Annotated in this window: 30 protein-coding genes and 1 tRNA gene; 23 read left to right on the top strand and 8 right to left on the bottom strand. The window is 34.1% G+C overall.

Annotated features, from left to right (window positions below):
* The first annotated feature begins 22 nt into the window (after positions 1-22).
* The 16 genes from AC6CH4_RS07725 to AC6CH4_RS07650 all read left to right on the top strand — a co-directional run bounded on the left by AC6CH4_RS07725 (position 23) and on the right by AC6CH4_RS07650 (position 11,566).
* A complete protein-coding gene (locus AC6CH4_RS07725) occupies positions 23-598 on the top strand; it encodes a hypothetical protein (RefSeq protein WP_498101763.1) in 576 nt (191 codons plus the stop codon).
* A gap of 220 nt (positions 599-818) precedes the next feature.
* The gene (locus tag AC6CH4_RS07720) at positions 819-2,654 is read left to right on the top strand and encodes a tape measure protein (RefSeq protein WP_498101761.1); all 1,836 of its coding nucleotides are present in this window, start codon (positions 819-821) and stop codon (positions 2,652-2,654) included.
* Positions 2,654-3,253 carry a DUF6046 domain-containing protein gene (locus AC6CH4_RS07715; protein WP_498101759.1) on the top strand — a complete coding sequence of 200 codons (600 nt, stop codon included), beginning with the start codon at positions 2,654-2,656 and terminating at the stop codon, positions 3,251-3,253. Before AC6CH4_RS07720 ends, AC6CH4_RS07715 begins: the two co-directional genes overlap by 1 nt.
* The gene (locus AC6CH4_RS07710) at positions 3,253-4,218 is read left to right on the top strand and encodes a late control protein (protein ID WP_498101757.1); all 966 of its coding nucleotides are present in this window, start codon (positions 3,253-3,255) and stop codon (positions 4,216-4,218) included. Before AC6CH4_RS07715 ends, AC6CH4_RS07710 begins: the two co-directional genes overlap by 1 nt.
* Positions 4,218-4,721 (top strand): hypothetical protein, encoded by a 504-nt coding sequence (locus AC6CH4_RS07705; protein WP_498101755.1) that lies wholly within the window; start codon positions 4,218-4,220, stop codon positions 4,719-4,721. Before AC6CH4_RS07710 ends, AC6CH4_RS07705 begins: the two co-directional genes overlap by 1 nt.
* Positions 4,722-5,108, top strand: coding sequence for a hypothetical protein (locus tag AC6CH4_RS07700; protein WP_498101753.1), 387 nt, complete (start codon positions 4,722-4,724; stop codon positions 5,106-5,108). It abuts the gene before it with no gap.
* Positions 5,086-5,385, top strand: a complete 300-nt coding sequence (locus AC6CH4_RS07695; protein ID WP_498101751.1) for a hypothetical protein — start codon at positions 5,086-5,088, stop codon at positions 5,383-5,385. The genes AC6CH4_RS07700 and AC6CH4_RS07695 overlap by 23 nt, the downstream gene beginning before the upstream one ends.
* Positions 5,378-6,217, top strand: coding sequence for a nucleotidyltransferase (locus AC6CH4_RS07690; RefSeq protein ID WP_498101749.1), 840 nt, complete (start codon positions 5,378-5,380; stop codon positions 6,215-6,217). The genes AC6CH4_RS07695 and AC6CH4_RS07690 overlap by 8 nt, the downstream gene beginning before the upstream one ends.
* Positions 6,207-6,671, top strand: coding sequence for a hypothetical protein (locus AC6CH4_RS07685; protein ID WP_498101747.1), 465 nt, complete (start codon positions 6,207-6,209; stop codon positions 6,669-6,671). The genes AC6CH4_RS07690 and AC6CH4_RS07685 overlap by 11 nt, the downstream gene beginning before the upstream one ends.
* A complete protein-coding gene (locus tag AC6CH4_RS07680) occupies positions 6,668-7,480 on the top strand; it encodes a hypothetical protein (RefSeq protein WP_498101745.1) in 813 nt (270 codons plus the stop codon). The genes AC6CH4_RS07685 and AC6CH4_RS07680 overlap by 4 nt, the downstream gene beginning before the upstream one ends.
* A complete protein-coding gene (locus tag AC6CH4_RS07675) occupies positions 7,480-8,736 on the top strand; it encodes a hypothetical protein (protein ID WP_498101743.1) in 1,257 nt (418 codons plus the stop codon). The genes AC6CH4_RS07680 and AC6CH4_RS07675 overlap by 1 nt, the downstream gene beginning before the upstream one ends.
* Before the next feature lie 21 nt (positions 8,737-8,757).
* Complete coding sequence (locus tag AC6CH4_RS07670) at positions 8,758-9,177, top strand: hypothetical protein (protein WP_498101741.1); 420 nt, start codon at positions 8,758-8,760, stop codon at positions 9,175-9,177.
* Positions 9,178-9,185: 8 nt separating this feature from the next.
* Positions 9,186-9,605: a DUF1353 domain-containing protein gene (locus tag AC6CH4_RS07665; RefSeq protein WP_498101739.1), complete on the top strand. Its 420-nt coding sequence runs from the start codon at positions 9,186-9,188 to the stop codon at positions 9,603-9,605.
* A 180-nt stretch (positions 9,606-9,785) separates the two neighbouring features.
* Positions 9,786-10,613: a DNA adenine methylase gene (locus AC6CH4_RS07660; protein WP_498101737.1), complete on the top strand. Its 828-nt coding sequence runs from the start codon at positions 9,786-9,788 to the stop codon at positions 10,611-10,613.
* An 86-nt stretch (positions 10,614-10,699) separates the two neighbouring features.
* Positions 10,700-11,017 (top strand): hypothetical protein, encoded by a 318-nt coding sequence (locus AC6CH4_RS07655; RefSeq protein ID WP_498101735.1) that lies wholly within the window; start codon positions 10,700-10,702, stop codon positions 11,015-11,017.
* A 144-nt stretch (positions 11,018-11,161) separates the two neighbouring features.
* Positions 11,162-11,566, top strand: a complete 405-nt coding sequence (locus AC6CH4_RS07650; RefSeq protein ID WP_498101733.1) for a hypothetical protein — start codon at positions 11,162-11,164, stop codon at positions 11,564-11,566.
* Positions 11,567-11,773: 207 nt separating this feature from the next.
* On the opposite strand, the gene AC6CH4_RS07645 is transcribed toward AC6CH4_RS07650, so the two are convergent.
* Together AC6CH4_RS07645 and AC6CH4_RS07640 are read right to left on the bottom strand one after the other, a co-directional pair.
* Entirely contained in the window at positions 11,774-12,169 is a 396-nt protein-coding gene (locus AC6CH4_RS07645; protein ID WP_192187029.1) for an ExbD/TolR family protein, read from the bottom strand.
* A gap of 3 nt (positions 12,170-12,172) precedes the next feature.
* Positions 12,173-12,868: a MotA/TolQ/ExbB proton channel family protein gene (locus AC6CH4_RS07640; RefSeq protein ID WP_498101731.1), complete on the bottom strand. Its 696-nt coding sequence runs from the start codon at positions 12,866-12,868 to the stop codon at positions 12,173-12,175.
* Between the two features lie 132 nt (positions 12,869-13,000).
* On the opposite strand from AC6CH4_RS07640, the gene AC6CH4_RS07635 reads away from it, so the two are divergent.
* Both AC6CH4_RS07635 and AC6CH4_RS07630 read left to right on the top strand, forming a co-directional pair.
* Complete coding sequence (locus AC6CH4_RS07635) at positions 13,001-14,227, top strand: bifunctional folylpolyglutamate synthase/dihydrofolate synthase (protein WP_498101729.1); 1,227 nt, start codon at positions 13,001-13,003, stop codon at positions 14,225-14,227.
* 179 nt (positions 14,228-14,406) lie between these two features.
* Positions 14,407-14,481: transfer RNA gene (locus tag AC6CH4_RS07630), tRNA-Val, on the top strand.
* On the opposite strand, the gene AC6CH4_RS07625 is transcribed toward AC6CH4_RS07630, so the two are convergent.
* The 3 genes from AC6CH4_RS07625 to mobA all read right to left on the bottom strand — a co-directional run bounded on the left by AC6CH4_RS07625 (position 14,472) and on the right by mobA (position 16,718).
* Positions 14,472-15,995, bottom strand: coding sequence for a recombinase family protein (locus tag AC6CH4_RS07625; RefSeq protein ID WP_498101727.1), 1,524 nt, complete (start codon positions 15,993-15,995; stop codon positions 14,472-14,474). The genes AC6CH4_RS07630 and AC6CH4_RS07625 overlap by 10 nt on opposite strands.
* Positions 15,979-16,134: a hypothetical protein gene (locus AC6CH4_RS07620; RefSeq protein ID WP_498101725.1), complete on the bottom strand. Its 156-nt coding sequence runs from the start codon at positions 16,132-16,134 to the stop codon at positions 15,979-15,981. Before AC6CH4_RS07620 ends, AC6CH4_RS07625 begins: the two co-directional genes overlap by 17 nt.
* Before the next feature lie 152 nt (positions 16,135-16,286).
* Positions 16,287-16,718: a conjugal transfer protein MobA gene (gene mobA, locus AC6CH4_RS07615; protein WP_498101723.1), complete on the bottom strand. Its 432-nt coding sequence runs from the start codon at positions 16,716-16,718 to the stop codon at positions 16,287-16,289.
* 223 nt (positions 16,719-16,941) lie between these two features.
* On the opposite strand from mobA, the gene AC6CH4_RS07610 reads away from it, so the two are divergent.
* Both AC6CH4_RS07610 and AC6CH4_RS07605 read left to right on the top strand, forming a co-directional pair.
* On the top strand, positions 16,942-17,625 hold the full coding sequence (locus tag AC6CH4_RS07610; RefSeq protein WP_498101721.1) for a nucleotidyl transferase AbiEii/AbiGii toxin family protein: 684 nt from the start codon (positions 16,942-16,944) through the stop codon (positions 17,623-17,625).
* Positions 17,626-17,665: 40 nt separating this feature from the next.
* Positions 17,666-17,980: a DUF6922 domain-containing protein gene (locus tag AC6CH4_RS07605; RefSeq protein WP_498101719.1), complete on the top strand. Its 315-nt coding sequence runs from the start codon at positions 17,666-17,668 to the stop codon at positions 17,978-17,980.
* A 168-nt stretch (positions 17,981-18,148) separates the two neighbouring features.
* Here the strand turns inward: AC6CH4_RS07605 and AC6CH4_RS07600 are convergent, their stop codons facing one another.
* Both AC6CH4_RS07600 and AC6CH4_RS07595 read right to left on the bottom strand, forming a co-directional pair.
* A complete protein-coding gene (locus tag AC6CH4_RS07600) occupies positions 18,149-18,499 on the bottom strand; it encodes a hypothetical protein (RefSeq protein WP_498101717.1) in 351 nt (116 codons plus the stop codon).
* 857 nt (positions 18,500-19,356) lie between these two features.
* Positions 19,357-19,614 carry a helix-turn-helix domain-containing protein gene (locus AC6CH4_RS07595; RefSeq protein ID WP_419137916.1) on the bottom strand — a complete coding sequence of 86 codons (258 nt, stop codon included), beginning with the start codon at positions 19,612-19,614 and terminating at the stop codon, positions 19,357-19,359.
* A gap of 240 nt (positions 19,615-19,854) precedes the next feature.
* Between AC6CH4_RS07595 and AC6CH4_RS07590 the strand changes: the two genes are divergently transcribed.
* Positions 19,855-21,414 (top strand): type I restriction-modification system subunit M, encoded by a 1,560-nt coding sequence (locus AC6CH4_RS07590; protein ID WP_498101714.1) that lies wholly within the window; start codon positions 19,855-19,857, stop codon positions 21,412-21,414.
* Between the two features lie 47 nt (positions 21,415-21,461).
* A complete protein-coding gene (locus AC6CH4_RS07585; RefSeq protein WP_498101712.1) occupies positions 21,462-22,670 on the top strand; it encodes a restriction endonuclease subunit S in 1,209 nt (402 codons plus the stop codon).
* Positions 22,671-22,740: 70 nt separating this feature from the next.
* Here AC6CH4_RS07585 and AC6CH4_RS07580 read toward each other — a convergent pair whose 3' ends face one another.
* Entirely contained in the window at positions 22,741-23,841 is a 1,101-nt protein-coding gene (locus AC6CH4_RS07580; RefSeq protein ID WP_498101710.1) for a restriction endonuclease subunit S, read from the bottom strand.
* A gap of 75 nt (positions 23,842-23,916) precedes the next feature.
* Here AC6CH4_RS07580 and AC6CH4_RS07575 point away from each other — a divergent pair, with 75 nt between their 5' ends.
* The gene (locus AC6CH4_RS07575) at positions 23,917-24,843 is read left to right on the top strand and encodes a tyrosine-type recombinase/integrase (protein ID WP_498101708.1); all 927 of its coding nucleotides are present in this window, start codon (positions 23,917-23,919) and stop codon (positions 24,841-24,843) included.
* The last annotated feature ends 54 nt before the right edge of the window (positions 24,844-24,897 follow it).

The following is a 24,897-nucleotide window of genomic DNA, read 5'->3' as shown; positions in this document are numbered from 1 at the left end:
TTTTTTTAAAACAACAAAAGCAATGAATAAAAATATAGCAATAATTGGAGAACAAAAGATTACGCAGGCAATTATAAACGAATGGAAGGATAAATACGGAGGTGTTTACGAATTGCCAGTTGAAGACAAAACGGCTTATCTGCGTGAGCCTAAAATGAAAGATTTTAAGAGATCATTTACAGCCATGACAAATGGCGGAAACCTAGCTTTTGGAGAAGAAATGATCAACCTGTTATTTATTGGCGGTGACGAGGAAATTAAAACCAATGATGAGTATTTCCTGCCTGCAAGAAAGGAGATCAAAGATTTTTTCAATTTTGACGAAGCCGAAATTCAATCAGAAGGCAACAACTCAATTATTACCATTGGCGATTTTAAATGCAAATTAAGAATCATTACCAGAAATGACATCAAACTTGCTGAAAAGAAAAACCCAAGTGATAAAGCTTTTGTAACTCAGGAAAAACTTTTTGAAGCGGTTTGTATCGAAAAAGACGATGCTTTTAATGACAGGGACAACGCTTCTATCAGGTTTCCACTTTATCAGGCAATAGAGAAATTGCAAAACAAAAAAGTTGCTTACCTAAAAAAGCTTTAGACGAGGCGGTCATTGATATTCGTGACGCCTCATCTTTCAAATTAGCGAGTACTAATTCGGAAGGAAAAATACACATCAATATTAGGCTGTTCGATGCCTATTTGAAATACTACATGCACATTAGAAAACCCGAAAAGCTGAGTGATAAATCTTGGTGTGAGGAGATTCAAAATTTGCATTACATAAGAACAAAAGAAAAAGAATCCTCTCAATAAAGTTTATGAACGCCTACGAATTTATAGTAAAAATGAAAGATTATGCCAGTAACGGCTTAAGGCAAATTGCCAGCTCAGTTGGTCAGGCTTCGCATAATGTTGATGGTTTAAACAATAATCTTCATAAAGTAGAAAAGACATCCAATGTTGTTGGTAATTCAATGAACAGATTAAAAAATATCATTGCGAGTGTCTTTGCGATAACTGCCATCTGGTCATTTACCAATAAGGTAGTTGAAGCTCGGAGTGAGTATGAAAAATTTAATGCCGTCTTAACAAACACTTTTCAATCCGATAAAGTTGGGGCTGGGGCACTCAGCATGCTGACGGATTTCGCAACGAAAACCCCCTTTGCGCTGAATGAACTCACAGGCTCTTTTGTTAAACTCGTCAATCGGGGTGTTTTGCCCACACAAGACGAAATGACCAAATTGGGAGATTTGGCATCCTCGCAAGGAAAAGGATTTGACCAGTTAACTGAAGCAATGCTCGATGCTCAAACCGGAGAATTTGAAAGGTTAAAAGAATTTGGTATCAAAGCTTCTAAAAGTGGCGATATGGTTAAGCTTTCTTTTAAAGGCGTCACCAAAGAAGTAAAAAATAATTCCGATGCCATTACCGATGCATTATTGCAGTATGGACAAATGAAAGGTGTAGCCGGATCAATGGAAGCGATCTCTCAAACACTTGGAGGGAAAATTTCAAATCTTGGTGATCAATGGAATAGTTTTCTGGTAGCTGTTGGCGGAGAATCGGGTGGAATATTTACAGGGGTAATTACCATCTTAAGTATGGGACTGGCTTTTTTAAGTGACAATTTAGGCTATATCTCAGAATGGTTTTCAATACTCTATTCCATGATTGCTCCAGTTGTAATTGCACTAAGTGAATTTATACGGGTTGCATTTGGCATTACTGAGGCGAGTGATGCTCTTAGTATTTTCGGAAATATCATGATGGGGGTTCTAATTGGTGTTAACTGGCTAACAACCGGACTACAAGGAATTATTGAGATTGTAACCCCTTTTGCAACTGAAATTGTTGCTTTAGCTGCTGCATGGTGGTTATGGAATAATGCGCTGGGAATATTTAATGCCCTGATGCTGGTGAGTCCTGTTACTTGGGTTGTACTGGGAGTTATGGCTTTGATTATGGTTCTTGGTATGGTTATGAAATATACCAGTGGATGGGGCGAAAGTTGGAAACATACTATAAATGGCGCAAAATTTCTATGGCAAACATATACTGATTATGTCAAGTTTAGTTTTACAACACTGGTTAATACCTTAATGATAGGTATTGATAAAATAAAACTTGGCTGGTATAAATTCAAAGAATCCGTCGGGATGGGCGATTCTACAGATAATCAAAAAATGATCGCTCAGATTAATGGTGATGTTGAAGCTCGAAAAAAAGCGATTACCGATGGTTACAAAAAGATGGTCGACAGCGCATCAAAAGCTAAAAACGAGTTTAGTCAGGTCGGAATTAAAGTTGATACCGATGGAATTAAAAAAGATTTCCAAGCCTTAAAAGACAAGTTTAGTAATGCCGGAGCAAAGAAAGATGGCGGAACAAGTGCTTATGATGATTACTTGGCTAAAAACAAAGGTCTTGCAGGTGGCGGAGCTGGCAAAGGTCAGGATGCAAAAGCCAAAAAAGACACTATTGTTTCCGGAGGATCAAAAATGACACATATAACGGTCAATATCGAAAAGCTTCAGGATGACACCAAAATATTTGTTGAAAGTACAGAAAAAGGAATTGAAAGTTTAGGCGAGAAAGTTCAGGAAATGATCTTAAGGGCTGTTAATAGCGTAAACCAAATGCAAACCGACTAATGGCTCAGTTTAATATAAAAGAAATACTTATACGGTCTGCATTGGATTATGTCGGACCTCATTTTCCCGAATGGTGGAAAAAGAACAAAAAAAAGTATGGACTGCCGGATTTGAGTGCTATTAACTCAAAGCAACTTTTGGGAGCAAAGTATTTCATGCAATTGAAATTGTCCTATAAAGATCAGGTATTTATGTTGCCAAATGAGCCTTTGGTATCCATTGGACTTACCAAAACAATTGTAAAGACTGTAACTGTTGGAAAATACAAGAAAGGAACTGTAAAGGAATATATCAATACAGATGACTATGTAATTTCAATCAAAGGGGTTTGTGTGGACAAGTACGATCCTGATATCTATCCTTCAGACCAAGTAAAAGCATTGAATGAATTGGCGAATATCAATGATGCGCTTCAGGTAGAGGAAAACGCTTTTTTTGAGCTTTTCGGAATCAGAAGCCTTGTAATTGAAGATATCCAATTCGATGAAATGATAGGAGAATCCGGGTTGCAAAAATATTCAATCAAAGCAATTAGCGACACTGATTTCTTTGCTGATTTAAACGAAAAAGACCAAGCAAAAATTAATCTATTGGCATAATGTTTATACTCGAGGGAAAGGTTGAAATAGGCGATTTTATTTTCAATGCGGTCAATGATATTGAAATTACAAAATCGGTAGAAGATATGGGAGACACCGCTATTATTAAGCTTCCCACACGATTTAAAGTAAAACAAAACGGTGAACAGAAATATACTGAAAATGCTATTAAAGTTGGTGATCCCGTAACGATTACTCTAGGTTATGAGGGCAAATATTCAGGTGTTGATTTTACAGGTTATGTCAAGAAAATCAGCCCTAAAATCCCCTTGGAAATTCATTGCGAAGATGCTATTTGGCTGCTCAGAAGAAAAAATATTACCAAAACTTGGGAATCAACCACAATGAAGGAAATCCTTCAGGAAGTTGTTAAGGATACGCCAATCCAATTAGCTCCTGAAATTCAGGATATAAAATTGGATAAATGGATTATTCGAAATGCTAACGGTGCGCAGGTTTTGGAAAGCCTAAAAAAAGACTTATTGATGTCTGTTTTTATTACAGATGAAGGGAAACTCTATTGTGGCTTACAGCAATTAACCAACATTGGACAAACAGTAGTATATGATTTGAATTTTAACCTTGTCGAGAACAGCCTTGAGTTTAAGAGCAAGGAAGACAGGAAAATTAAAATCAAATACACCTACATAGATGCTAAAAATCAAAGACAAAGTATTGAGGTTGGCGATCCTGATGGCGAACAAAGAGAATACCATACATCTGTAATTTCAGACATGAAAAAACTTGAAGAAATTGCAAAGGCTGAGATTGAAAAATTGAAGTATGACGGTTTTGACGGTGATGTGACAAGCTTTTTAATTCCGTTTGCAACACGAGGAATGAAAGCGAAATTTATCGATAGCGAACATCCAAATCGTGAGGGTAATTACTTTATAAAAAAAGTAGTCACCACTTTTGGAACTGGTGGGGCTAGAAGAAAAGTAACAATTGGAAATCGTTTGTAATGGATAAAAAGATACAGGACGCTTTTAGGAAGCTTCAAAAAAGAGATGTCGACACTTTTCCGGCAACAGTAATTTCAGTTGATAAAAACAAAGGTACGTGTGTTGTTTCAGATGATCAGATTGAATTTACAGACGTGAGATTGTCCTCTGTCATTGATGGAGATAAAAAAAAGTTTTTTCTATTTCCGGCTCTAGGCAGTTCAGTTCTTGTCAGCCCAATAAATGAAGATCTTAAAAAATTATATGTTGAAGCCTATTCAGAAGTTGAAAGCTTGGATCTGCAAATCAAAACAGTTCAATTTAGAGTTAGTGAATCAGGTTTTTTACTGAAAAAGGAAAATGAAACACTCAAAGGTTTGATTTCTGAATTATTAACCGCTGTAGAGAAAATGAGTTTTTTGGTTACTACAACAGGTGGAGCTGGCAATACTACAACGCTGGTAAATGCAGCCGAATTTGCAAGTATCAAAAATAGATTTAATCAGTTTTTAAATGATGTTTAAATGAATGAATTATTAATAGCGATAGGTGCAGTACTAACATCGGGAGGAACTGGATTTTTTACTTTTTTGTTTATGAAAAGTAAGTATAGGCAGGATGTGGAAAAGTTGAAAGTAGAAGTTTTACAGGCAAAAGAATCTGCTGAAACTACTGCAATTGAAAATGATATAAAACTATCGGGTCACTACAAAGAAATTTTAGATGATTTAAAATCCAGATATGAAACTAGGTACAAGGAATTTGAAGACCTGTTGAATAGAAAAGTGACAATGCTTGAAGAAGAGCTTAAACTAAAAGATCGAAAAATTAAGCTTCAGCAACAAGAAATCAACGAATTAAAAAAGGAAAACCGCTTACTTCGAAATCATGGAATCAACCGTCCTTCATAATCAAAATCTTTTTGATATCTCAATTCAGGAAAATGGAAATGTGCAGACTGTATTTGAATTGGCTTTGCTCAATGGCATTTCCATAACTGACAATATTGAGCCAGCTCAAAAAATAGAAGTTGCAAAAAGCGATCTGATAGTTCCTGAATTAGTGGACTATTTTATTAATAGGCAGCAAATAGTTGCAACAGGAGGTGTCGAAACTCTCCAAATTCGACCGACTGGAATTGGACACATGATAATTGAAAATGATTTTATAGTAGGTAAAAATGGCTAGAGAAATAGAGGTAATACAAAAAGAAATTTTAGATAGTATCGCTTCAAATGAAGCTTTATCTGCAATGACTTCAACAAGTAAAGTCGCAATTTACCGTCTGCTTACTTATGTGGTTGCATTTGCAATATGGAGTTTAGAAAAGCTTTTTGATATTCATAAGAAAGAAATCGATACTGCCATTTATGAGCAAAAATCAGGTACGCCAACTTGGTATAAAAATATGTCTTTAGGATTTCAATTTGGTTTTGACTTAATAGTTGATAGTGACAAATACAATAATACGGGTTATACGGATGATCAAATTGAAGCTTCGAGAATCATAAAGTATTGTTCGGTTAAAGAGTCAGCAGAAAGCAATAGGTTAATTGTAAAAGTAGCAAGTGAGCAAGACGATTTATTGACTCCGTTAACCCCGACACAAATTACAAGTTTCACGCAATATATCAATGAAATTAAATATGCAGGGGTTCAAATAAATGTAGTGAACAATCCGGCTGATAAGCTGCTATTGGACATGGACATCTATATTGATGTCTTGGTTATTGATGAGACTGGAAATAGTATTGCGAGTGGTGGCAAGCCAGTTGAAATAGCAATTAAAAATTACATGAAATCCCTGCCCTTTGATGGTGAATTGGTCATAAATGATCTTATTGAAAAACTAAGGGCTGTTGAAGGTGTAATCAACGCACATATAAAAACGGCAAGCTCCAGTTACTATGATCCCCTTACATCTTCCTATGTGGAATTTTCGCCTATAAATGTAAAAACGATACCTGTTGCCGGATATTTTGAAATAGTAAATTTTGATAATGTAAGTTATGTGGTTTAATCTAAATTATGAAAAGTTGGTATTGCTTTTAACTCCAACTTTTAAACGAAAGAAAGCAACAATAGCTTTTTTTAATTGTTTGGTCTTACCTATTTCTAAGCTTCATTACCTGTGGAAATTAAAAAGAACCGAAGATTGGTATAAACTTAATCATACGGGACAGGTTTGTTATTTACGGAAGGTTTTAAATGATAATCTTGATCCTTCATTGAGACGGATTTACATAGGAGAAGGAAATGCATTTCGCCGGAAATATATTTATACAAGAGGCGAAAAAAAACCTGTGTTTCTTGGTAAAATGTTCATCTATCAAAATGCCGAATATATAAGTACAGGTGCAGATTTTAACGTTTTTGTTCCATCTGAAATTATCAAATCATCACAACATCAATTAGATGCCTTAATTGTTTTTTACAAACTCGCATCAAAACGATATAAAATATACCCAATATGAACAGATTTAATTTTAATCAAAGTGTCGGTTTTCCTTTTGAAACCGATATCCTAGCTGACATACAGACAGCATACGAAATATTTAATGCATTTGGTTTTATCGTTGGAAATTTTGCGATTATTTCTGGCTGCGAATTAACAGGATCTAGTATTGGAGATGGCACTGTTTTCATTAATGGTGAATTATTGCTTTTTAAAGGAGGTGTCGCAACATCAAATGTCATTATTGTTGAGACTAAACAATCATTAGAATTTGAAGACGGAAACTCTAATGAAGTTAAATTCATTCGTCATGCCACTTTCGGAACTGCAACAACCCAATATCCTTGGAATAGTTTTAAAAGAGGATTTGAAACTAAAAACATTCCTGATGCTTTGGCATTAAAAGCCGATAAGAGCAATTTTGATGCTTTGGTATTAAGGGTTGATGCTCTTGAATTAAAGCCGAGTAATATTCCTATTGGACTCGTTGCTATTTGGGGAAGACCTTTAAGTGAAATACCAGCTGGATGGGAAGAATACGTAAATCTTAGAGGTAGATTTCCACTTGGTCAAAATCCTGATGATCCTGATTTTGCAACACTCGGTTCACCCGGAGGAAATAAAACTAAAAAATTATCAATTGCAGAATTGCCAACTATTTTCTTCAAATATTTGAAAGCGAAACCCGGACGTGGCTACAGAACGGCATCTGATGATTATCCTTTAGGAGCTCTTGAAGAAACAAATACTAATTCAATAGGTGGAGACCAAGCATTTAACATCATGAACCCGTACAGGATTGTACATTTTATAAGATATAAAGGATAATGGCAATAGTATCACTTAACACAATAAAAAATTGGTTTAGAACCGATTTAATCCCGACACAACAACAATTTTGGGATACATGGGATAGTTTTCGCCATAAGAGCGAAAAGATTCCGGTTGCTGAAATTGAAGGGATTAATGAGTTGCTTTTAAATAAGGCAGAAAAAGAAGCTTTAGACAATCATTTAAATAATGAAAATGCACATGCCACATTATTTGGACAAAAAGAAGATAAAACACAAAAAGGCATCGCTGGAGGTTATGCACCGTTAGATGAATTTACAAAGCTAGCAAGCCAATATTTAAAGATAATTGACAACTTGTACGATGGTGGCTCAACATCGATTTTGAGTGCACAGCAAGGGCTTGTCTTGCAAAATCAAATCGATGGCATAAATACACTTTTGTCTTCTGATAACATTAATCTTGATACAATTCAGGAAATTGTTGATGCAATTGAAAATGTTGAATCTTATTTGGCGACCATTTTGGTTAATGATTTAACTACAGGTGGGGTAACCAAAGCATTAACTGCTGAAATGGGTAAAACTTTAAATCAAATAAAACTAACCGCCACACTTGCAACGGATGCCGAAACGCAAATAACAACCGTTATTCCGGAAGATTTTAAAGTAATCAGTCGGGCAAAACTTAGCAATTGGTGGATTTGGATAAAATCCTCAGGTCATAATTTTTCCGGTCAGATGGTGTTTTCCGGCAATCTTTTTATTGAAGGTTTATCATTTTTTACTAAACCTGCTGAATTTACTGAAACCGCGATTTTTAAGGGTACAGCCAATAAAGCGCAATTGATAATTCCAAATAAAGCGCTTACCACTGTGCCTGTTGAAGGAGCGATCGAACGTGATTTACTTGGTAACTTATGGGAAACACATGATGGAATCAGAAGGCAATTAGTTTCTGCCCAAAGACCATCAAGGTCGATGTATGGGTATATCTCCAAAAGTCCAGGTGTTGAAAATGCTCCAACTTTAGTAATAGGTGATGATAATATTGGCGGTACTTGGACTTGGGAAAGTGGTGGAATTGGCGGAGCATGGTACTTGAAAAACCCCGGCAAATTTACCATTCTAAAAACCTTTGTTTTTTTGACAAATAATGTTGCGTACGACTCTCGGTGGGGTGCTGCGCCTCAAGATGCCGATAAAGTATTATTTGGATCAGTAAATCATTTAAATGATTGGGCTGATTCCGGAGCCTCAATGATGAGTGTTGAAATACGGGTGATTAATTAATAGTTTAAATTTTATAAAAAAATGCTAATAGAACAAAAAATTTCAAACAGTAAAGATTTCACAGAGGTTAATCGGACAATCAATATCGTAGGATTAAATATGAATTCTGATACAGCTACTCTGGATCTTTATTACCGCATAGTGTATAGCAAAAAGGGACAAGATGTAAGTCATTTATTCAATCCTCAATTACCTTCTTGGAATATCAATAATTCCCAACGAATGATGTGTAGGGATGAGAATTTTCTACCAATTCCAAATCCAAATTTCATAGAGCAAAAAGACGAAAACGGAACTGTAATAAATGAAATCGAAAGATTTGTGACAATGCCGGCTTTTGATTATATCAAAATGCTTATGCTCGATATGAATGTACCAATGAAAGCAATAATATCAGCGTATATCGCAGAAGAAGACAAAGATGGAAGGTTTAATTTTTAAAATAAAATATGCAGACAATTACATTATTAAACATTAAAGAAATTTTAATCAACAATGAAAATCCAATTGAAAAAAGCCGTGTCTATGGTTCAAATTCAAAAAACGAATATCGTTTATTAAAAGATGTGAGTGTCGAGCTCTCAAACGGCGAAATCCACACCATTTTAAAAGGTTTTAAGTGGGACTTAGCGAGTGTACCGTCTTTTTTGCAAGGAATTATAAAACCGGATTCTGATGCAGAAATCGCTTTTTTAATTCATGACTATTTGTACACTCATAAGATTGCAAGTCAAAAATTTGCCGACCATGAAATGCTTAAATGGGGACAAGCCGTAAACGGAACTCGAAATTGGTCTTTCAAAAACATTGATAATTATTTACGTTTTTGGGCGGTCAGATTTTTCGGAAAACGAGTTTGGGATAATTAAAAATTCCTAGGAGGACAGGAAGCAAAAAAAGTCCTCCAACAAAATTAATACTTTCTCAGGGTAATTAAAATTTAGCACAAAGCCAGCGTTGGAGGACAATATGTCTTCTAGTGCTGGCTTTGCTATTGTAATAATTATCCTGAGAGGTGCAAATATAATCAATCATCAATCAAAAATCGAATGGAAAAAAAGAAAATTTTTAAAGCAGCACCCTTGCCATTTATGGGGCAAAAACGTAAATTTTTAAAGCAGTTTGAACCAGCTTTAAAAAAGTATTCATCAACAGCAACTTATGTTGATTTATTTGGCGGTAGTGGTTTATTGAGTCATACTGTAAAATCAATCTATCCGAGTGCTAGGGTAATTTATAATGATTTTGATAATTATCGTTTAAGACTGGAAAACATTGAGAAGACTAATCAACTTCTTAATGATTTAAGGCTAATTTTAGCGGAATATCCTAAGGATAAAAGAATCGAGGGAGAAATTCGAGATCAGGTAATTAATAGGCTTTCGAAAGAAGATAAAACAGGCTATGTGGACTATATAACAATTTCTAGTTCGTTGCTTTTTAGCATGAAATATGCATTTTCTCTAAATGAGTTTAAAAAAGAAACGCTCTATAATTGCGTTCGACAATCAAACTATGATGCTGATGGATATTTAGACGGCATTGAAGTTGTTATCAAATGTTATAAAGAGCTATATAATTTATACAAAGATTTAGATAATGTTGTCTTCTTAGTTGATCCTCCGTACTTATCAACAGAAACCAAAAGTTATAAAGGCTACTGGAAACTTAAAGATTACTTGGATGTTTTACAGGTATTGGACGGCACTAAATATTTCTATTTCACATCAAATAAATCGTCTATAATTGAGCTTTGTGAATGGATAGAAACTAAAACGCCAATGAGTAATCCTTTTAACGGTGCGTATACCGAAACAATGACTGCTACAGTTAATTTTCAGTCTAGCTATACTGATATAATGATTTTTAAGCCGTGAACTATTCATTTTGATACAATTTAGGACAGTCAATTTTTATATAAATGCTGATTCCGTTATAATTTTGTAGAATTAATTTTTGCATTATGACACCATCAGAAGAATCAGCAATTGATGCTAATGTACTTGAAGCATCTAAATTACGAATGACGTCAATCGGTTATAAAGCTTTGGTGAGTTTACTCAAACATGGTAATTTAATGAGTTATGCATTTCGTGATTATGAAATTTTTGTCAGTTTTACAAGAGTGTTAAATCACGTACAATTACAATTTGAATATGTTCCCTTTGGTTTGCAACTTAAGGAGAACGCCAAGCTTAATTATTATCAAAATGTTATAAATCGTAAAGCTCAGGATTATAAGCCATCACATCAGCCAGCAATAAATCGAGTTGAAAGATGAACCAGATGAAAGCAGAATTGGATGGGCACAGAAAAGGTTTAAATAGTCTTTAAATGGTAACTAAAAGCCAATACTATTATGTATTGGCTTTTTAATTTTAGGCTTAATTATTTCAGTATATTTGAGAAACTTAAATAAGTACACATGGAAATTTTTATAGGTATAGCGGGTTTACTGATAGCGTGGTTAACATACCAAAAAACTTTCAATTCGAAACCTGATGAAGAAAGAAACAATTTATTAGGGGTTTTTATTACCACTCAAAAACTGCACTTAGAAGTACAGGCTATAATTCAAAAATATATTGATGATAATGATGGTGCAAATCATTTATTATATCCTGATATAACATTTCAGAAAATGCTGGATATGTATAAACAAGAGTTTGAAAAAGGACTATCCGATAAAGTTTTTCAAGATTTAAAGAACAATCAAATATATACTAAAAGTAATATTGCTACTTTTCAAAATATGATTGACACACAACATAATGCTTTATTACAATTTAAAAATCAGTTACTGTTTTTGACACCACCTACAAAAGACTAGAAACTCAAATAACCTAGTGTAAAGTAGCTATACTTACCTAATTTAAAATGTATTTAGTTTAACTGATACATATTTTTTTGATACTTTTGGCTTTGAAAAATCACACTTTTGGTTTTTCCGATTATACGACCGCAATAAAAAAATGGGCGAATCAACGTTATGCTGATTGGCCCATTTTTTTATTGTGGTCACGCCCTAAATATAAATCTACTTCGGACTTGTAGCAATTACGAACTTCAAATTGTTCTTCACTCCTATCTGCAATACATCAACTAAATCCTGTACCTGAAGGTTAAACGGAATGCGAACGACAACCGTCTGATCTTTATTTGTTCCGATCTTTGACATTAAACTCGTTTCCAGATTTTCGAAATCGACCGGTTCTTTGTCGATGTAGAATTTTTTATCTTCAGTAACCGACAAGCTAATTAGTTGCTTGTTTGTTTTTTCATTGGCTTTCGCTTTTGGCAAAGTCATTTTAATAACATTAGGATTTGCAAGCGTTGAAATAATAAGAAAAAACAACAGCAGGAAAAACATAATATCGCTTAACGATGAAGTCGCCACTTCGGCATGAAATCTTCTTTTTCTCTTAATAGACATACCTTATGCTCTTTGAATTATATTGACAAATTCTAAAATCTGTTTCTGAATTTTTAAAGCAAAATCATCAATTTTTCCGTTCAATAAGTGGTAAGCACTATACGCAATAATACCCACAATTAATCCAGAACCTGAACTGATCATTTTTTCGTATAAACCTCCGGAAATGTTTCCGATACTAATATTTTCTGTAACTGAGATGCTGTAGAAAATCTTGATAACCCCTGAAATTGTTCCGATGAAACCTAAAGTTGGCGCGATACCGGCAATAAGTCCAAGATGCCCTAAACGTCTTTCCATTTCGCCAATTTCAATATCGGCAGCGCGGTCCATGTTGGATTCAATTTCAGCAATTGGTCTTCCGATAACCAAAACCCCTTCTTTTAGAATATTTCCTGCAGCAGTGTTGCTTCTTTCTACAATTGTTCTTGCCAATTCAATATTTCCTGCATTTAGTTTATCACCCACATCCTGCATTAATCGGCTGTCAATTCTGGACGCTTTACTGATGTATAAATAACGTTCAAAAATGATATAAATAGTATAGAATAATAGGATAGCGATTGGAATCAGGAAAAAACCTCCTTTTAAGATAAATCCTAAAACTGAGATTTCGGTATTTGGTGCAATTTTTTCGATAACTACGTTAGATGCGGCGTTTGTAATCGTATCTGTTTGTTGTTGAATAAAACTAAACATATATTAATTCTGGTTTTTAATAATTAATTGTAAAAAATATTTGAAATTTGCAATAAAGATAATTTTCGCTGTAAATATAAAACTAAAAAAAACGGAAATTATTTCAATCTACAACTATTTTATCCAAAATAAATGAACTATCAAGAGACCACAAACTGGATGTTTAATCAACTCCCGATGTATCAACTTCAAGGCGCTTCGGCATACAAAGAAGATTTGACTAATATTAAATTATTGGCGGCACATCTTGATAATCCACAAAATCAACTAAAATGCATTCACGTTGCCGGAACTAATGGAAAAGGATCGACTTCGCATATGCTGGCCTCTGTTTTACAGGAAGCGGGATATAAAGTTGGTTTGTACACTTCACCTCATCTGAAAGATTTTAGGGAAAGAATTAAAATTAATGGTGAGGACATTTCAGAAGATTTTGTTATTGAATTTGTAGCGAAACATAAAAGCTTTTTTGAAGCCAATGACATGAGTTTCTTCGAAATGTCTGTTGGATTGGCGTTCGACTATTTTGCTTCTGAAAAAACAGATATTGCAATTATTGAAGTTGGTCTGGGCGGAAGACTGGACGCGACGAATATTATTACGCCTTTGGTTTCTGTTATTACCAATATTGATTTAGATCACACACAATTTTTAGGAAATACAACTACAGCAATTGCAGGTGAAAAAGCCGGAATCATAAAACCAAATGTTCCAGTCGTAATTGGAGAATATACGGAGGAAACTGAAGCAGTATTTTTAGCTAAAGCCAAAGAAAACAATGCGCCCATTTATTTTGCTGCTGATTTAATTTCGGGAGTTTTTCCTTCTGATTTGCTTGGCGATTATCAATTTCAGAATAAAAAAACCGTTCAACAGGTTGTTGTTGTTTTAAACTCACAAACCGATTTTAAAGTTTCTATTGATAACCTAAAAAAAGGTTTATTAAACACAGTAAAAAATACAGGGTTACAAGGAAGATGGCAGCAATTGGGAGAAAACCCTAAAATAATCTGTGATACGGCGCACAACAAACACGGACTGGCCGTTGTGATGCATCAGATTCAGAAAGAGACTTTTGAAAATTTACATATTGTTTTGGGCGTTGTTAATGATAAAGACCTGGATTCTATTTTACCACTCTTTCCTAAAAAAGCCCACTATTATTTCTGCAGACCCGATTCGTCTCGTGGTTTAGCCACCGAAATTTTAAAAGAAGCTGCAGAAAAATATGATTTAACCGGAGAAAAATACGACTCGGTTGCAATTGCTTTTGCGGAAGCCAAGAAAAACGCATCAGAAAATGATTTTATTTATGTTGGCGGAAGCACTTTTGTTGTAGCAGAATTGCCTTTAAACTAAGACAGGTTGCAAATGTTTAAAAAAGTTCAAAAAAAGCTCTTTTATAATAAATTCAGCACCAGCAACATAGAAAGAACATTAAAAAAACTTTAAATTTTTAGTCTGTTTTCTTTGCAGAACTCGAAAACTAGCGTATATTTGCACTCGCAATCACGAAATGATAGCAACCTAGTAAAATAGGGCGATTAGCTCAGCTGGTTCAGAGCACCTCGTTTACACCGAGGGGGTCGGGGGTTCGAACCCCTCATCGCCCACTTTGAGGGATTACCGAAAGGTTTTCCCTCTTTTTTTTGTATATAAGATATCCTTTTTCCTCCATTTTACTAGCATTACGAGAAAATATATCCAACATTGTAGGTGTTCGATATATACCCTCTTGGTAGTATAAGTTGCCATCGAACACCATGTTTACAAACTCACGTTTTTGAAGAGTGTTTGCACTGCTATAGACATGTCGTACATCACCCAGCAAATCCAAGTTACTATCCAGAATTTCGAAAGCTTTCCCATGATTTTTACTTAGTCTCTCTATTGCACCAGTAAGTGTCAGAATATGATCGCTGTAAGTCGAGTACCATCTTTCATAAGTATCCTTGTTTATTTCATCCTTAAACCATTTTTCTTCCACCGCATTTAATCGCTCTTGTATTTCTGCGAGTTCATGCTTTTTGTCTAAGGCTTTTTTCTGGTTTTCCTTTACTTCCTGTTCAATTGATAAGTAACTTCCATTTCTGATCTGCTTAATTTGTCTTTCAGGAACACTCATCAAATCACAGGCGTTTAAAAACTGCTCATGCGATTTTATCGCACTTATATTGTTATGCTTTGAATGCTTGCATTTATAATAGTAGAAGTATTTACCAGATTTACCACGTGAAGGCGCACCAGTCAATGGAGTTCCACAATGGCATTTTACAACACCCCTCAGTGGTATTTCATCATCAACGGTTACTTTTATCTTATCAGCCTTTTTCATTTTGGACTGTACCATTGTCCATGTAGTCTTATCAACAATTGGCTCATGAATAGCTGGGAAAAGACCTCCCGGCAAATCCTTAAATTGTTCAACCTTTACAAGCCCTGCATAAACAGGATTTGCCAGTACACGGTCAATAGCCATGTTCCCTTTTCTATCAAAACCAGACTGATAGGCCATTTCTTTGATTTTGTATAAGGGCACATCACGCAGAAACATCTCGTAAATTGATTGAACAATTTTAGCTTCTGTCTCATTTACTTCAAGATGGCGCTGTTTTCCTTCACCAACCTTGCTGTAGCCAAAAGGTTTCTCTCTGGTAAGGAAACGCCCTTCTTTGGCACGGGCAGTATAGAGTCCTCCACGAACTTTGATGCTTCTGTTGATATTGTCTTCTTCAGCTAGCAGTAATTGTAATCCTGCCCTGAAAAAGCTTCCCGGCGTATCATAATCAAAGATTATTCCTTCTGTAACGCTGATAATCTGGATGCCGTATTTTTTTTGGAATTGTTTCACCAAATTCATAGCTTCCCCTGCATCCCTGCTGAAACGATCAAGCTGATCCACAAGAAGGTAGTCCACAGATTTGTAATGTTTGGCAATAAATGCCTGAAGTTTTATAAAATCCGGGCGATCAAAAGTCTTGGCACTTTTACCTCTATCTATAAAAGAATCCACCAACTGAATATTGTTATACTGCAAATATTGATCTGTATACAATTCCTGTCTTTCAATTGAGCCATTGCTTTGTCCCAACTGGCTAAATCTTAAATATCTAATCGCCCTCTTCATATAATTCTTTTAATGTTAATGATACAATAATTTCAATCATTAAATTTACGAATTTTTGTTCTTTTTCTCTTTCTAAATCTTCATATATTTTTGATTTAATTTCATCATTTTCAAATAGTTCCTCCTTTAAACCTTCCATAACATACATTATTAAATTAATTTCGACACCGCGGTTCTCACAGTCTTAAAACAAACTTAAAACGCAATGATTTATCTCTGCTATTTACTGCGTTATATGGAAGAGAATGACTGCATTTGGCTTTATTAAAAGTTTAAAACAATGGAAAATATTTATTTTTTAAGATGCTTTATTTCAAATTCCTCTGTTAGCTGAATAATCTTTTTGGATAAAACAGCTAATTCTATTGTCTGCTTTTCCAGCTTGTACAAATATGCCGAAGCTTTCTTTTCGGAAAATTTTTGATATAGAATCTTGACAACCTGATTGTAATTTACCCCCATTGCCCTAAACTGGTTGTAGAAAGAGGTCAGGCGCATATAATAGTCCATTGTCGCTTTATCAATCTTAATTGTTTTGATGCCTTTTTGAAAAATGCACGCCGTTATAAAGTGTGCCATTACATTCATTCCAGACTGTTCAAACAGGGACAGGAAGCGGGCATTTTCTTCTTCAGTAAGACTGATGGAATAGCGGTGGACGGCGGGATCTATTTTGGAAGGTCTGCCTCCTTTATGACTATTGATTTTGCGGTTATTTTCCATAGCTATTATTTCTTGTGCCTTTTAAAAAATTTAAAAAGCAATAGTAGCTTATTACTTGCAGTGACAATCGGATATGGAAGGATTGGGAAGTATTTGGCTTATACTGTCCAACTTTGAATTATGCATCTGCCATTTGAAAGCAAAGCAAAGCCAAGTAAAGCCATTGGAGGACACTTTGGAATAACGTTCCGTTTTCGAGATTAATTTTCCGAAAACGAAAATTATGCTACACAAAGAAACAGTCAGCCAAGAGATGTGGGAACTGCTCCAAATGCTGATGAAAGATGAAATGCTGAATGATTTTAATCTCGTCGGCGGGACTTCGCTGAGTCTTCAGATCGGACACCGTTTAAGTATTGATATTGACTTGTTCACTGTAAAGGATTTTGATGTCCTGGCCATGTTAGGCCACCTAAAAAAATCACATGCTACTTTAAAGGTCGACAATATAGATACAAATACGCTAATGATAAAAATAGGCAGTATAAAGGTTGATATCCTAACCCATAAATATGCTTGGCAAAGCCCCGTACAGACTATCGAAAATGTGAGGTTAGCATCCATACTGGACATCGGAGCGATGAAACTTCATGCAATCTTTCGAAACGGCACAAGAATTAAGGATTTTGTAGATATGTATTTCCTTTTAGATCATCACCCGCTGAAGAAGTATTTGGAATCTTATCAAAGAAAGTACAATGGAGATCCTGCCTTAGCTCTTGTTGGATTAACTTTTTTCGACAGCATTATAAAAGAATTTGGCGTTAAGATGCTCAAAGGTAAAGAACACAAATGGTCAAAAATATCAGACAGATTAAAACAGGCTTCGCTAAATCCTGCCAAGGACTTTGCAATACCTAAAATATCTCCTCCAAAAAGGAGCAAAGGAGGAGGATATAAGCGTTAAAGGCTTGGTTAATTAAAAACAATTCATTAAATTTAATGCTATGAATCTAAAAGATAAAACGTCGACACCTGATTTTGAATCCAGCTTTTTTTGGGATACAGATATAGACAAGCTTAACTGGCAGAAAGCTTATAAGGCAGTTATTGCCCGTATCGTAGAACGTGGCGGTCAGCAGGAAATAGATGAGCTTGTGCGTTTCTATGGATATGATAAAGTAATTAAGGCAGTCCGTGACGAGATTTATTTTCTCCCCAATTATGCCATTGAGCGAGCTTTAAGATTCTTTCCTGAACTTAAAAAGGAAGAATTGTACTGTTACCTAAACCGTAAGGACAAACCGTATCACTGGATATAGTACTTCGGACAGGCAGGACATTTAAATTTGTACTACATCCCTAACTTGGGTTTTCTTGATTTATTTATTGCCTGTTCCTTATCCTGAGCGCAGTATTGTTAGACTGGCTTGTTCGCTGGCTTAGTGATTTGTTTTGGTTGGGACTCTCAACAGCCCCCTCAGGATTATTTACATGACAAAAAACCGTTTTACCGGGCCAATCAGATCCGAAGGCTTTTGAGGCTCTTTTTCATTTTCCTTAATTTTTATAAACAATAGCCTGCCCAAGAGTTTTCCCAATTCTGATTTGGTCGGATTTTTAAGCTGTCTCAGAAAATTCGACAGAAAATTGAAAATCACGTCTCCGCTTTTATCTACCTGCATAAAGGGCCTTTTCTTACTTTGGTTACCTTTTTTAATTTCTTTCTTTTTTTCGCCTTCAGGTTTTGGCGGTGTCAACGGCCTTTTCTTATTTTCTTGAAGTTCTTTTTTTCGTCTTCCTTTTTCATGATTCCTGATTTTGCGACAGAAGCTACCCATTTGGCATATACATTTCCTATTGCGACACTTCGTGGCTTTAATTGGCTGAATGTGGCGGGTATTGGATTGCCGAGGCTTTGAACGGGTTGGATTTTATATTTTTAATAAGCATCTAAACGAGAAATAATAAAAAGAAAACCAAAGTAGTGCGGGATAGCTTGGCCAGCCAAAAGACTACGGCATAATGTCTTGCTCGTCCCTCACAAGCCACCCTTCGGGACTTATTCCGTTTCCTTTTGGCCGATCTGCATCCCGTCCTTTCAAACTGCTTTCTTTTTCTTTTTTCCGTTTTTCTGTTTTCTTTGGAAAAATATTATTTTTCTTGGTTTGTCTATAGGTTCACTCATTCTTGTGCGCCTTGGCAGAAATATATCTGCAAAAATCTAAGGATTTGCATAAAAGTATTTTTAAAGTTTTAAAAGCATTTATATTTAATGTTTCGTTTTTGAAAAGTATGCAAAACGGCTATATGCTTATACAATTGAATACCCGCATACACAAATACATGATTACGTAATTGCATATATACATGCTTACCTGCCTGCTTACACAAATTATATAGCTATGAGTTAATCATTCCGATAACACCACTACAGGTCTATCTTAAATAACAATTTATAATTATGCTTGTACAGTTAAGAAAACACAGACTGTATATCTCTAAAATAAATAAGTTAAAAGTCATTCCAAAAAAAAGGGCATCAAGCCCTTTTCATTAATAATGCCATATGTAATAATGTGTTCATCAGAACACGGCAAGTTGTGTTTTGAGATGCTTGAAATGAATTCCGCATCTCAAAACCACTTGCCCTGCCGGGGGTTAGTAAAAAACTCCAAAGTCGTTTTTTAATTAGTTACTATTTACCATTCATAATTTTTTCAATGTCCGAATATTTGTAATACATAAGGCCGCCAATTTTAGTAAAAGCGAGCGTTCCATTGATCCGTAAATTTTGCAAAGTGCCGGCAGAAATATTCAGCAATTTTCGGACTTCATAAGATTTTAGCCATTGTTTTGCCTGTTGTGACTGAGGTCGAATGAGTTGTTTTAAATCATTCAAAAGAAGATTTCTGAATTCGTTTAAATCTTCACGAGTGATAACATCGATTAACATAGCGTAAGTTTTAGATTGTTATGATGCAAAATTACATAGTTTGGAAGGGTATAATTCAAAATGAGGAGTATACTTGACACCAAATAGGAATTATTATAGCCTTCCAGTATATCAAAAAATTAATAAAGATATCTCAATTAGTTTTTCACTGCAACCATAAGCCATAACACCAAAAGTTTATTACATTAGTGCCTTCTTAAGGATTATTAATCCCTAATCTTAATAAAACAATTATTTCAAATGTCAGAAGAACAGAAAAAAATATTAGAGCAACAGCTTTGGAATATAGCGAATACTTTACGAGGAAAGATGAATGCGGATGAATTTAGGGATTATATACTAGGATTTATATTTTATAAATATTTGGCTGAAAAAATGGAAATTTTTGCTAATTCCATTTTAGAACAAGATAATATTCAATTTAGAAATATTGATGAAAATACAAAAGAGGGTCAAGAATATATTGAAGCCATCAAAGAGGAATCCCTTGAAAACTTAGGTTATTTTTTGAAACCATCTGAACTTTTTAGCGAAATTGCAAAAAGAGGAAACAGTGGCAGTAATAATTTTATTTTGGCAGATTTACAAAAAATCCTGACCAATATTCAGCTGAGTACAATGGGAACTCAAAGTGAAGAAGATTTTGAAGATCTTTTTTCGGATATGGACTTAAACAGCAATAATTTAGGAAGAACGGCTGAAGCAAGAAACGCAATCATAGTAAAAGTTTTGGTGCATCTTGATGAAATTGATTTTAAGCTTGAACATACCGAACTTGATGTATTAGGCGATGCTTACGAATATCTGATTGGTCAGTTTGCTAGTGGTGCAGGTAAAAAGGCAGGAGAATTTTATACGCCACAAGAGGTTTCTAAAATTCTGGCAAAAATTGTCACAACAGGTAAAAATAGATTAAAATCAGTATATGATCCGACCTGTGGTTCTGGATCTCTATTATTGCGTGTTGCCAGAGAGGTAAAAGATGTCAATAATTTTTACGGGCAGGAAATGAACCGAACCACATACAATCTTGCCCGCATGAATATGATACTCCATGGGGTACATTATCTGAAATTCGACATAAAGCAAGAGGACACTTTAGAACATCCGCAACATTTGAATGATATGCCATTCGAAGCTATCGTAGCAAATCCTCCTTTTTCTGCCAATTGGAGTGCAAATCCTTTATTTCTGAATGATGATCGTTTTAGTCAATATGGTAAGTTAGCTCCAGCAGGTAAAGCCGATTTTGCTTTCGTGCAACATATGATTTATCATTTAGCAGAAAACGGTACAATGGCTATTGTATTGCCACACGGCGTTTTGTTTCGTGGTGCAGCAGAATTACACATTCGTAAATATCTTATAGAACAAAAGAATTACTTAGATGCAGTAATTGGTTTACCTGCAAATATTTTCTATGGCACCAGTATTCCTACATGTATTTTGGTTTTCAAAAAATGCAGAGAAACACCTGATGATATTTTATTTATAGATGCCAGCAAAGAATTTGAAAAGGTTAAAAATCAAAATATGTTGCGAGACAATCACATCACTAAGATTGTAGAAACCTATCGTAATAGAACAGTAATTGAAAAATACAGTCATCTGGCTAGTTTAAAAGAAGTTGCTGAGAACGATTATAATTTAAATATTCCTCGTTATGTGGATACATTCGAAGAACAAGAAGAAATTGACATCCAAAAGGTAATGTTCGAAATTAAAGAACTTGAAGCAAAACGAGCCAATCTCGATAAGGAAATAGATGTTTATTTAAAAGAATTAGAGCTAGTTTTTTAATTTCTTAAATCCTTAATGTTTTTAATAACGAAAAATAAATAATCGAGATGCCGAATAAAAAATTAAAAGTAGGTAACGTTCCTAATTTGAGATTCCCCGAATTTTCAGGAGTATGGGAAAAGAAGAAGTTGGGAGAGATAGCGGATTTTAAAGTAACCAATTCCTTTTCGAGGGATAATTTGAATTATGAAAATGGAATCGTAAAAAACATCCATTATGGTGATATTCATACTAAGTTTCAAACCTTGTTTGATATTTCAAAAGAAACAGTGCCTTATATCAATAAAGAAATCTCAATTAATAGGATTTCTAATGATTTTTACTGTCAAGAAGGGGATATTATTTTCGCAGATGCTTCAGAAGATTTAAATGATGTGGGGAAAAGTATTGAAATTTTTAATTTAAATAATGAAAAATTACTTTCCGGTTTGCATACACTTTTAGCAAGACCGAAAGCAAATTATTTTCAAAAAGGATTTAATGGATATTTATTAAAGTCCAATACTGTTAGATTACAGATACAAAAAGAAGCTCAGGGATCAAAAGTTTTGAGTATAAACGTAGATAGAGTTTCTACAATAGAACTTTCTTTTCCTAATCTCTCTGAACAACACAAGATAGCAAAGTTTCTATCTACGATAGATGAAAGAATTGCAACCCAAAACAAAATAATTAAGGGTTTAAAAACATTAAAGATTACGTTGAATAAAAAAATATTTTCCCAACAATTGAGATTTAAAGATGGAATAGGAAATGAGTTTTCAGAGTGGAATGAAGTAAAAATTGGTGATATTTTGAGTATTGGCAGTGGAAAGGATTATAAACATATTAAACAAGGGAATGTTCCTGTTTTTGGAACTGGAGGCTACATGACATCCATCGATAAATATCTTTATGATGGAGAAACAGTATGTATTGGAAGAAAAGGTACAATAAATAAACCGATGTATCATAATGGGAAAATATGGACAGTAGATACATTATTTTATACCCATTCGTTCCAAAACTGCATTCCAAAATTTGTATTTTATCTTTTTCAGACAATTAACTGGTTAGAATATAATGAAGCGTCAGGAGTTCCAAGCCTGTCAAAAAATACTATAAAAAAAATAAAAATTCACATTCCTTCTTTAAAAGAACAAGATAAAATTTCAAAATTTCTATATACTATCGATAACAAAATCCAAGATGAAAAAGCCCTTTTAGAACAGCTTGAAAAACAAAAGAAATTTTTGTTATCTCAAATGTTCATTTGAAAAGACTTTTGGTAGAAATGCAATAAATTCTAAACAATGGCTTTTTTGTTTCTTGCCAATGACGGAAAATTTAAATAAAAAGATTTTCCAATAAAAACTTTTTCTGTTGTACTAATTTCTGTAAAGCTTGTTTTTCTATATCGATTTTTGCATCAAAACTTCTAAGAAAATTAGCTATCTTGAATTGTTCTATAATTGAAGAAGGAACTATTAGAGGGCAGTTGAGCACTTCCTCTTTTTTTAAATTTGTTTGACCAACTCCTGAATCAAACGATAAATAATATTGATTTCGGTTTATCAAATAGTACAAAAATGGATTGTGGCAATCAATAGCACTCAAAGCACATATGCGTTGATTTAAAGTATATTTATTATTTTGATCAATTAAAAAACATTTGGCTAAAGCCCTGCCATTTGGAACATCACTCATGACCATTACAATTTCATCTTTAAATAATGGTGTAATACATTCATTTGAATGTTTCTTAACATCTCCATTCTGGGAAATAAATTTTGAATTTATAACGATATATTTTCCATTCACATCTATATAATTTTCGTGCGCTTTGCCATTACGAAATTTAACTAAGTCAGCTAATGTTTTTTCTTCCCAATCCGGAAAATCGTTTCCGTTATCATCCTTAAATCTTAATTCTTGAATGAATAACTTTTTACTCACCCCTTTAATTAAGGTTTTCAAATTCTCAATTATTTTGTTTTGGGTTGCAATTCTTTCGTCAATTGATGATAATATCGAAGATATTTTTTTTTGTTCTAAAATATTCGGTATAGGAATTTCAATTTCTTCAATTGTGCTCTTTGAAAGACTTGGAACCCCAGACGCTTCATTATATTTCAACCAATTTATTTTTTCAAAGACATAATAAATATATTTTGGTAAAGAATTTTTAAAAGAGTGTGTAAAAAAAAGGGTGTCTACTGTCCAAAACTTACCATTATAATACATAGGCTTATTTATTGTGCCTTTTCTCCCTATGCAAACACTTTCACCATCATATAAATATTCGTTCACAGAAATCATATAGCCTCCAGTACCAAAAACAGGGACATCGCCTTTCAATAAATGTTTGTAATCTCTTCCACTTCCAATTTTAAGCACATCACCTATTTTTCTCTTTTCCCATACTCCTGAAAATTCGGGGAATCTCAAATTAGGAACCTTAATGGTATTAAAATCCTCAATACTTTATTTCTTTCCTTTGGTTTTAATAAAAATTAAATAATAATGAATGATCAAAAACAAATTTTAGAGGTAATTAACCTATGGAAAACACAGAAAAAACAGTATGTAAAAAAATCAAGTTTTTCTGCTTATACACTTTTAATTGAGAACCACATTCTACCCATATTTGGTGATAAATATTCGATTGAGGAAGCAGAAGTGCAAGAATTTGTATTTCAGAAATTAGAGTCAGGTTTAAGCCAAAAAACAATTAAGGATATTCTAATCGTTCTGAAAATGATTCTAAAGTATGGAGCTAAACACAAATGGGTAGATTATAGCCCATTTGAAATACAGTTCCCAACAGAGCGAGAAAAATATACAATTGAAGTTTTAAACCGTTCTGATCAGAAAAAAATCATGAATTACATACAGGAGCATTTTACATTTCGAAATTTAGGAGTTTATATTTGCTTAAGCTCTGGGATGCGTATAGGAGAAGTTTGCGCTCTTACTTGGGAAGATGTTGATACGGATAATGGCGTTATCAGCGTTAACAGAACCATCCAACGCATTTACATTATAGAAGATGGAACCAGAAAAACAGAACTAATTTTAGACACACCAAAAACAAAAAACTCTATACGTGAAATCCCGATAAGCAAAGATCTATTAAGAATACTCAAACCATTTAAAAAAATTGTTAACCCATCATTCTTTGTTTTAACCAACGATGCAAAGCCTACTGAGCCAAGAACTTATCGCAGTTATTATAAAAACTTAATGGAACATTTGAAGATGCCAGATCTAAAGTTTCATGGACTGAGGCACAGTTTCGCAACAAGGTGTATTGAAAGTAATTGCGATTACAAAACTGTAAGTGTGCTTTTAGGACATTCTAATATTAGTACAACTTTAAATCTCTATGTCCATCCCAATATGGAACAGAAAAAGAAAGCAATCGAACAAATGTTTAAAGCTTTGAGGTAAACTTTTAAATTATGAATTAGGAGAAGTGAAAGAAACCTCTTTATTTTGTTAAAT

It is taken from the genome of Flavobacterium sp. GQ95, assembly GCF_059758655.1.
The sequence above is the reverse complement of the archived record's forward strand: the minus strand, read 5'-3'. Positions and strand labels throughout refer to the sequence as shown.

Bases quoted from the DNA above. Each gene is read 5' to 3' on its own strand.
- AC6CH4_RS07725 (WP_498101763.1), top strand. From the start codon at position 23: ATGAATAAAAATATAGCAATAATTGGAGAACAAAAGATTACGCAGGCA.
- AC6CH4_RS07600 (WP_498101717.1), bottom strand. From the start codon at position 18,499: ATGGGTAGCTTCTGTCGCAAAATCAGGAATCATGAAAAAGGAAGACGA.
- AC6CH4_RS07720 (WP_498101761.1), top strand. From the start codon at position 819: ATGAACGCCTACGAATTTATAGTAAAAATGAAAGATTATGCCAGTAAC.
- AC6CH4_RS07665 (WP_498101739.1), top strand. From the start codon at position 9,186: ATGCAGACAATTACATTATTAAACATTAAAGAAATTTTAATCAACAAT.
- AC6CH4_RS07675 (WP_498101743.1), top strand. From the start codon at position 7,480: ATGGCAATAGTATCACTTAACACAATAAAAAATTGGTTTAGAACCGAT.
- AC6CH4_RS07700 (WP_498101753.1), top strand. From the start codon at position 4,722: ATGAATGAATTATTAATAGCGATAGGTGCAGTACTAACATCGGGAGGA.
- AC6CH4_RS07670 (WP_498101741.1), top strand. From the start codon at position 8,758: ATGCTAATAGAACAAAAAATTTCAAACAGTAAAGATTTCACAGAGGTT.
- AC6CH4_RS07640 (WP_498101731.1), bottom strand. From the start codon at position 12,868: ATGTTTAGTTTTATTCAACAACAAACAGATACGATTACAAACGCCGCA.
- AC6CH4_RS07710 (WP_498101757.1), top strand. From the start codon at position 3,253: ATGTTTATACTCGAGGGAAAGGTTGAAATAGGCGATTTTATTTTCAAT.
- AC6CH4_RS07695 (WP_498101751.1), top strand. From the start codon at position 5,086: ATGGAATCAACCGTCCTTCATAATCAAAATCTTTTTGATATCTCAATT.
- AC6CH4_RS07610 (WP_498101721.1), top strand. From the start codon at position 16,942: ATGCTACACAAAGAAACAGTCAGCCAAGAGATGTGGGAACTGCTCCAA.
- AC6CH4_RS07590 (WP_498101714.1), top strand. From the start codon at position 19,855: ATGTCAGAAGAACAGAAAAAAATATTAGAGCAACAGCTTTGGAATATA.
- AC6CH4_RS07715 (WP_498101759.1), top strand. From the start codon at position 2,654: ATGGCTCAGTTTAATATAAAAGAAATACTTATACGGTCTGCATTGGAT.
- mobA (WP_498101723.1), bottom strand. From the start codon at position 16,718: ATGGAAAATAACCGCAAAATCAATAGTCATAAAGGAGGCAGACCTTCC.
- AC6CH4_RS07625 (WP_498101727.1), bottom strand. From the start codon at position 15,995: ATGAAGAGGGCGATTAGATATTTAAGATTTAGCCAGTTGGGACAAAGC.
- AC6CH4_RS07680 (WP_498101745.1), top strand. From the start codon at position 6,668: ATGAACAGATTTAATTTTAATCAAAGTGTCGGTTTTCCTTTTGAAACC.
- AC6CH4_RS07650 (WP_498101733.1), top strand. From the start codon at position 11,162: ATGGAAATTTTTATAGGTATAGCGGGTTTACTGATAGCGTGGTTAACA.
- AC6CH4_RS07605 (WP_498101719.1), top strand. From the start codon at position 17,666: ATGAATCTAAAAGATAAAACGTCGACACCTGATTTTGAATCCAGCTTT.
- AC6CH4_RS07655 (WP_498101735.1), top strand. From the start codon at position 10,700: ATGACACCATCAGAAGAATCAGCAATTGATGCTAATGTACTTGAAGCA.
- AC6CH4_RS07585 (WP_498101712.1), top strand. From the start codon at position 21,462: ATGCCGAATAAAAAATTAAAAGTAGGTAACGTTCCTAATTTGAGATTC.
- AC6CH4_RS07645 (WP_192187029.1), bottom strand. From the start codon at position 12,169: ATGTCTATTAAGAGAAAAAGAAGATTTCATGCCGAAGTGGCGACTTCA.
- AC6CH4_RS07705 (WP_498101755.1), top strand. From the start codon at position 4,218: ATGGATAAAAAGATACAGGACGCTTTTAGGAAGCTTCAAAAAAGAGAT.
- AC6CH4_RS07685 (WP_498101747.1), top strand. From the start codon at position 6,207: ATGTGGTTTAATCTAAATTATGAAAAGTTGGTATTGCTTTTAACTCCA.
- AC6CH4_RS07595 (WP_419137916.1), bottom strand. From the start codon at position 19,614: ATGTTAATCGATGTTATCACTCGTGAAGATTTAAACGAATTCAGAAAT.
- AC6CH4_RS07620 (WP_498101725.1), bottom strand. From the start codon at position 16,134: ATGGAAGGTTTAAAGGAGGAACTATTTGAAAATGATGAAATTAAATCA.
- AC6CH4_RS07635 (WP_498101729.1), top strand. From the start codon at position 13,001: ATGAACTATCAAGAGACCACAAACTGGATGTTTAATCAACTCCCGATG.
- AC6CH4_RS07575 (WP_498101708.1), top strand. From the start codon at position 23,917: ATGAATGATCAAAAACAAATTTTAGAGGTAATTAACCTATGGAAAACA.
- AC6CH4_RS07660 (WP_498101737.1), top strand. From the start codon at position 9,786: ATGGAAAAAAAGAAAATTTTTAAAGCAGCACCCTTGCCATTTATGGGG.
- AC6CH4_RS07690 (WP_498101749.1), top strand. From the start codon at position 5,378: ATGGCTAGAGAAATAGAGGTAATACAAAAAGAAATTTTAGATAGTATC.